7 protein-coding genes are annotated in these 6446 nt (G+C 35.6%); 4 read left to right on the top strand and 3 right to left on the bottom strand.

The genetic code is table 11. From position 1 onward, the window contains the following. Positions 1 to 574 precede the first annotated feature (574 nt). Together B9T24_RS16650 and B9T24_RS16645 are read right to left on the bottom strand one after the other, a co-directional pair. On the bottom strand, positions 575 to 823 hold the full coding sequence (locus tag B9T24_RS16650; protein ID WP_086166821.1) for a hypothetical protein: 249 nt from the start codon (positions 821 to 823) through the stop codon (positions 575 to 577). Positions 824 to 984: 161 nt separating this feature from the next. Continuing rightward, positions 985 to 1266 (bottom strand): RepB family plasmid replication initiator protein, encoded by a 282-nt coding sequence (locus B9T24_RS16645; protein WP_228145746.1) that lies wholly within the window; start codon positions 1264 to 1266, stop codon positions 985 to 987. Between the two features lie 817 nt (positions 1267 to 2083). Here B9T24_RS16645 and B9T24_RS16640 point away from each other — a divergent pair. The 4 genes from B9T24_RS16640 (at position 2084) to B9T24_RS16625 (ending at position 5721) form a co-directional block, all read left to right on the top strand. Further along, entirely contained in the window at positions 2084 to 2686 is a 603-nt protein-coding gene (locus tag B9T24_RS16640) for a recombinase family protein (protein ID WP_086166819.1), read from the top strand. A gap of 186 nt (positions 2687 to 2872) precedes the next feature. Further along, entirely contained in the window at positions 2873 to 3748 is an 876-nt protein-coding gene (locus B9T24_RS16635; protein WP_086166818.1) for a hypothetical protein, read from the top strand. A gap of 390 nt (positions 3749 to 4138) precedes the next feature. Further along, positions 4139 to 4576: a plasmid replication DNA-binding protein gene (locus B9T24_RS16630; RefSeq protein WP_228145745.1), complete on the top strand. Its 438-nt coding sequence runs from the start codon at positions 4139 to 4141 to the stop codon at positions 4574 to 4576. 197 nt (positions 4577 to 4773) lie between these two features. Continuing rightward, positions 4774 to 5721 (top strand): replication initiation protein, encoded by a 948-nt coding sequence (locus B9T24_RS16625; RefSeq protein ID WP_086166822.1) that lies wholly within the window; start codon positions 4774 to 4776, stop codon positions 5719 to 5721. A 21-nt stretch (positions 5722 to 5742) separates the two neighbouring features. Here the strand turns inward: B9T24_RS16625 and B9T24_RS16620 are convergent, their stop codons facing one another. Next, entirely contained in the window at positions 5743 to 6195 is a 453-nt protein-coding gene (locus tag B9T24_RS16620; RefSeq protein WP_086166817.1) for a hypothetical protein, read from the bottom strand. Positions 6196 to 6446: the final 251 nt, after the last annotated feature.

The following is a 6446-nucleotide window of genomic DNA, read 5'->3' as shown; positions in this document are numbered from 1 at the left end:
GGGAGATGTTCAGATTAGTTTCTTGCATATTTTAGTTTCCAATTTTCGTAATCTTTATTGTATGTATTTGGATACTACATTGTCTATTTTTGGATAACATATTTTTGTTATGTTTTTGTTTTTAAAGAAAAGTTTTGATTTTTTATCTATATATATATTAAGAGCAGTCTTTACGACTTCCTTCTGATGAGATAATTTGACGAAGTGAACTATATTTGTTTCATTTTTATTTTCTGCAAGGTCGGCATTCCCTGTTGGGGGACAGTGAGCCTAAATCAAGTTATTAGCCTTTGGGGTTTGTTCGCCTATCGTGTTTGATACACTATTCCACAACCTGAAAGAATACGGGGAGAATGGTTTAGAAGATGCAGTCCTACGTCATTGCTACAAGGCAAAGCTAGACCAGAAACTTGAAGGTGATAAACGTACTTTCGATGGTAGTCGAGATTTAAGACCGTTACTTCCTGTTTCACCAAGAAGATTATTCAGTTAAGAGCAAAGTAGAAGGTTGTACGTAAATGAAATTAAAGTTTGTGGGTAGTTATACTCTTTCGTTTACGTACACACTTCGGTTTTAAAGTTCAGTAATCTGTTCTAGAGTTTCATTTGATATGAAGACAGGTTCTGAGTCGTCTTCTGTATACGGAGTTATTGTTGAACTTCCTGTATAAAACACTCCAGAATTTTCAATAAAACCTACTTCAAAATTCTTATGCTTGTGTTGTAAGAAATAATGCCCTTGTCGTGGATTCGTTAATTCAAAATCATTGCTATCAAATCTTTTGCCATTTGTTAGGACGATTTCTTTTGGTAGTTGTAGCATTTATAATGCCTTATCTTTTTCTTAAAAAGAATCTAACAGTTCCTAAGGTTAAGATGCAATCAAGATGTAAGTATTAAACCAAACCTATGGGCTGTGGTGTAGCAACTGTATATCGAGTTTTAAAAAATAAAGGTTAAATTAGGTTTTATTAGTGTCTGTACTCAACGGACACTTACATGAGTTTTCTTTAATGATTTCCATTTGATAAGTAATTCATAAAGACGAAGAGCATAGACGCCATTTAACCTTGATTTTTTTTCCAGAAGATAACTTGTAAAAAAGTCCTTTAATTCATCAGTAATTTGGATTAAGGATCTTGTAATTTTTAATAAATTTATATGGTTATAAATAATAATAATAAAATTAGTAGTGTTTTTTCTATGATTAAACGTTATGAATTTTATAAAAAATTGAATTAAGCTTAATAATTTAGAGTTATCCACAATGCTATCTATAAGCACTAAATCTAGGCTTTGATATGCTATCTACTGATCTAATAAGGCTCATACATAAAGTACATGATCATAAAGTTTTTTCCCTTAAAAATAAAAGAGGTATTAGAGAAAACTTTACTAAAATGTCAATATTGCTATGTTATTGAAAATACGGCAGCATAAGTAATGAAAGGTAGTGGCATGATCGGACACGATTTGTCGCAAAGTATGCTGTACTTATTGGATTATTAAATCAGGGCAAGTTACTATCAAGAAATAAATAGGGGCAACTACTCTCACTCGTCCTCGTCGAAAATTTCGAGTGGAGTAGTAGCAGTGTCATTAACAACAGCATTACTATCATCATTGACGATGTTTAATTACTAGAATGTAAAAAAACATTTTATATGCAACTATATTAAACATCATCATCGTTCCGATAGCAACATTGTGAACGAGAGAGTAGTGCCCTCAACTTAAGGGGTGCGACATGAATATAATTTATTTAGTCGTGCAGCTTATTAGCTTCGTCGCTGATATGTTGCAGATCGTCTATTTCGTTATGTACTAAAGATTAGTAGAAAGAAGCGCTTGCAAATGTAGGCGCTTTTTTTATGCTTGAATGAAAGTGCATAACGCTACGTGCAATTTAGTTTCATACACGTATGAGCTTCTAGTTAAACCGTACAGACCTATTATTGCACTATACCCAAAAGATAAAAACATTAAATGATAAAAAACCTATCAATAGACTTTTATAATTAATTAAATGATAGTATTATCATTGTAGTTTAAATATTAAGTCTAAATGATAATAGGTAGGGGTATGACAGTTCGCATTTATGTAAGAGCAAGTACTAAAGAACAAGATGCAGAACGAGCATTAGACGACTTGGTTGAGTTCAGTAAGAAATATAGCGACAGCTACACAGCTTATGTTGAAAACCATACTGGTACTAAACTCGATAGACCTGAATTAAATCGTTTACTGGAAGAAGCGGAACGAGAAGATATTCTCTTGGTGGAATCAGTCGACCGCCTTTCAAGATTATCTCAAGATGACTTCTCAATATTGAAACAACGCATTAAAGATAAAGGTTTACGTTTAGTCGTAGCTGACTTGCCTACTACCCATGAAGTTAAAAACAAAGCTGGCAACGATCTAGAAAATTCAATCTTAACTGTGATCAATGATATGTTGATCGACCTGCTAGCAACTATGGCGAAGCTGGACAATGACAAACGCCGTGAACGTATTAAGCAAGGTTTAGAACGTTCAGGATACAAACCTACAGGTAAAAAAGCGAATATTGGTAAGCATGAACGTATCAAGCAACTACTTGAGGCTGGCAATATGACGAAAGATGAAATAGCGAAAGCGGTTGGTGTGGGGATTGCTACTGTGTATCGAGTTGCAAAAGGAGGGTAACACCTCCTGGATATTTTTAGATTTCAAACAAGTTTATATTTTGGGAGTATTGGTGTGTTAAGCACCAAACCTATAACTCATATTATTTTTTAGGAAATATACCTAAGTAGATAATTTAAAATATTTATATCCATTTCAATGCTGTATTCTTCATAAGCTAATAACTTTATTTTTATTATAAATTTCATGAAGAAAATCGCGATTTTTTTAGTAGCATCTACTGCTCTAACATCTACATTTGCTGCACCTCAAAGTACAACATCTGCGCTTTATCCAATGGATAGCTTTAATCCTAATAAGTTTAACTCATCCAGTTTGTCAGAGTTTGCTAAACGCTATGCTGCTGAAGTTTCATCTGTACTTAAAAAAGGTGAGTTTGAAACTACAGTTGCTTACGAAGCAAGAGTTGCACAGGGGACTAAATTTAAATCCTTAGACTCAGATAAAATTTATGCTTTCAAGTTAGATTCCATTTCTGTTAACTACAATCCAGATACTGCTCTATATGAAGTAGACAGTGGTGGCAAAGGACCTAAAGGTCGATTGCTTGATCGATCTATCTTTGGTGTTAACTCAAGCTCTACTCTCCGTGTAGGCGAGTTGAGCCGTACATCAAGTCAATATAAGGCAAGTAATGCTTATGGCAAGACAGCTAATGTTATCCAAATTAAGGGGAAGGATTTCTATATAGAGTCTTCAAAAAGCTTTAAAAATGTCAATAATGGAGGACTTACTTTTCCTGCAGATATTGAAACTGCGAAAAAGAATGCCACCTGTAATAAGCAAGTGTATGTATTTGCTAAACTTACTGGAAAGCCAATAAAAAGCAGTAACTTTGACTATGCAATGGTTTCCACTCCAAAAATTAATTTACCATTAGATATACAAATCTTAAAACAAACAGTAGGCATGGATATTGTTGGTATGGTTTTACGATGCTCAACAGGAACAATATTGTCTATCTATGAACAGACTCTAGATGATGGAAATGAAGTTGTAGATATTGAAACAGAAGAAGATGCCATTAGAAGACTAGCAATTAAGGGTAGAGATATATTTTGATAATTTAAAGAACTACAAGTTTTAAGTGGTGTATGGGATTAAACCCTGCACCTATAAATCCTGGTTTTTTCCAGGATAGTCAGACCACCAAAAGTTAAACATACCTGCTCCCCTCGCCGTGAATCTCTGTAAATTAAAATACTGATGCTGATCCCAATAAGCATACTGCTTTAACAGTGAAGTGCAGCACTAAAAGAACAATGAAACTAACAATACTCAAACAGTCTCGAATATAGATAAAATATTGCATCAGGAGCTTACAGTAGGCTCTCAGAGAGCGTTTAACCACACACACTTAGTACCCTACACAAAACAACTAATAGAGCAAACAGGTGGGTTCTATAAGCTTCTGCGCAATGCCAACACTTAACGTCCTTCTAGGTGCAATACATGAACAGTTTAAGTACACTGTTCAGAACAGGTGACAACGAGAATAAAACAAGCATGGCACGTATAAGTATTTCCCAAGCTGCAAGGGACTTCAAAGTAAGTCGAAATAGTATTTATAAGAAAATTAATAGTGGGCAGTTAACCAAGGATTCAGATGGGTTAGTGGACACTTCCGATATGCTAAGACTGTTCAGCTCAAGTACAACTAAACAACAGTCATCAACAGCAAGTGACAACGTTCAAGTACAGATATTAGGACACCGTGAACAGTTACTGCAACAGGAAGTTGATAAGCTCAAAATGCAAGTACAAGCACTGGAACAGCAACTGCAGTATGTTCAGGCTAACGAAGCATGGTTAAAGCAACAACTAGACCAGAAGCTCATTGAGCACAAGAACAATGAGAAGAAAGGATTATTGGGAAGGATATTCGGATAGATTGCTGAATTAAGCGTTAGAAATTTTTGCTAGTACAAGGATTTGTGGTAAAACTACCTACAGAAAATGAAAAACCCCGTAACTTTCAAATCTTGGCGGACTAGAAGTTACAGGGTTAAATCCTTAGAACACGTTTGCACATGATCTGTTAGTAATAATACAGAAGTAATGTGCAATTGCAAACAGTGAAGTATGCAATGCAACAGTTACCATTAGCTTTAGAGCAAATAATAAACAAGCTCCCTGCAAAACCTTATTGCAGTGATGATCTTTCGTATGGGGTCAAGGTACGTCCCAAAGCTATCGCTTTGCTTAAGCGGTATATTCAAGCAAACCATCCGTACTACACCAACTTCCTAATCTTTGACTTGGACTATCCTACAGCTTATGTAGATTTCTTCTACGCTATGGTAGGCGTACCAACACCTAATTTGATCGTAGAGAATCCTGAAAATGGACATGCTCACTATATCTATCAATTAGAAACACCAATCTACAACACTGATGCAAGCAGACCAAAGCCGATACAGTACGGTAACGCCATATACATGGCACTAAGAGAAGTTTTACAAGCTGATCAAGGCTACACAGGACTAATCACAAAGAATGCTCTACATGAGCACTGGCGGACTCACTTGTTGCGTGAGCAGCCTTACACGCTTAAGCAATTGTCAGAACGTTTAGACCTTACAACGCACAAGATCAATAAACCTATAGCACCTGATGAAGCAGTGGGATTGGGGCGTAATTGCTGCATCTTCCACACAGTACGAAAGTGGGCATATGTTGAAATACGCAGCTACAGAGGAAGCACGTACACTCAATGGCTACAGGGCGTTATTGACCACTGCATGAAGTTAAATGGTGAGTTCACACTACCCATGAGCTACAACGAAGTTAAAGGCATCGCTAAGAGCATTGCACGTTGGGTTTGGAAACGAGATAGCTACAGCTATCAAGAGTTCATAGACAGACAGACACGTAAGAGCAAGCTAGGTGCAGCCAAAGGCGGTACAGCACGTTCTATGCAGTACCAAGACAAGCGCAAGCAAGCACAGCAACTCAAAGTACAGGGATTGAATAACACTCAGATAGCCAAACACATTGGAGTTCACAGAAACTCAGTAAATACTTGGTTAAAGTAAAAGTGCACAAGTGCCCCTAAATCAGGTATTAGCTGATTCCTGTAGAATTTCATCTATAGTCATACTTTTGCTTGTGTTCTGTTCTTTGTATTTAGCTCGTATTGCTTTCAGGTTTGATGTCTTTGGAATGATGTAGTCTGGATTTATTAAGTATGTTTCATATCTAATCCGCTTAACTATGTTGAAATCCTCTAGCTGTTTGTAACCTTTGTTTAAAGCAGACACTTCATCTTTGCTAAGTTCTTTCCTGATTAGGACTACTTCGTTAGTGTTGAAGTCTCTGTTTTTTCCTAGCATACAAAACAGTTTCAAACTTTTTTGACTTAGTTGTTCAAGTACATCATAAATATCACTTAAACCTTTACCTTTAGGATCTGTACCAAAACTATCGAATGGTCTTCCGATTTGATCTTCTTTTTTTGTCTTTACAATAATCTCACCTTTATGGGAGATGTTCAGATTAGTTTCTTGCATATTTTAGTTTCCAATTTTCGTAATCTTTATTGTATGTATTTGGATACTACATTGTCTATTTTTGGATAACATATTTTTGTTATGTTTTTGTTTTTAAAGAAAAGTTTTGATTTTTTATCTATATATATATTAAGAGCAGTCTTTACGACTTCCTTCTGATGAGATAATTTGACGAAGTGAACTATATTTGTTTCATTTTTATTTTCTGCAAGGTCGGCATTCCCTGTTGGGGGACAGTGAGCCTAAATCAA

The organism is Acinetobacter sp. ANC 4654, from assembly GCF_002135425.1.
GTDB lineage: Bacteria > Pseudomonadota > Gammaproteobacteria > Pseudomonadales > Moraxellaceae > Acinetobacter > Acinetobacter kyonggiensis.
Note: the sequence above shows the minus strand (reverse complement) of the source record. Positions and strands in the feature narration are given on the sequence as shown.

What these genes read in the sequence shown, in the direction of transcription:
- B9T24_RS16650 (WP_086166821.1), bottom strand. Translation starts at nt 823, where the DNA reads ATGCTACAACTACCAAAAGAAATCGTCCTAACAAATGGCAAAAGATTT.
- B9T24_RS16640 (WP_086166819.1), top strand. Translation starts at nt 2,084, where the DNA reads ATGACAGTTCGCATTTATGTAAGAGCAAGTACTAAAGAACAAGATGCA.
- B9T24_RS16635 (WP_086166818.1), top strand. Translation starts at nt 2,873, where the DNA reads ATGAAGAAAATCGCGATTTTTTTAGTAGCATCTACTGCTCTAACATCT.
- B9T24_RS16630 (WP_228145745.1), top strand. Translation starts at nt 4,139, where the DNA reads ATGAACAGTTTAAGTACACTGTTCAGAACAGGTGACAACGAGAATAAA.
- B9T24_RS16625 (WP_086166822.1), top strand. Translation starts at nt 4,774, where the DNA reads ATGCAACAGTTACCATTAGCTTTAGAGCAAATAATAAACAAGCTCCCT.
- B9T24_RS16620 (WP_086166817.1), bottom strand. Translation starts at nt 6,195, where the DNA reads ATGCAAGAAACTAATCTGAACATCTCCCATAAAGGTGAGATTATTGTA.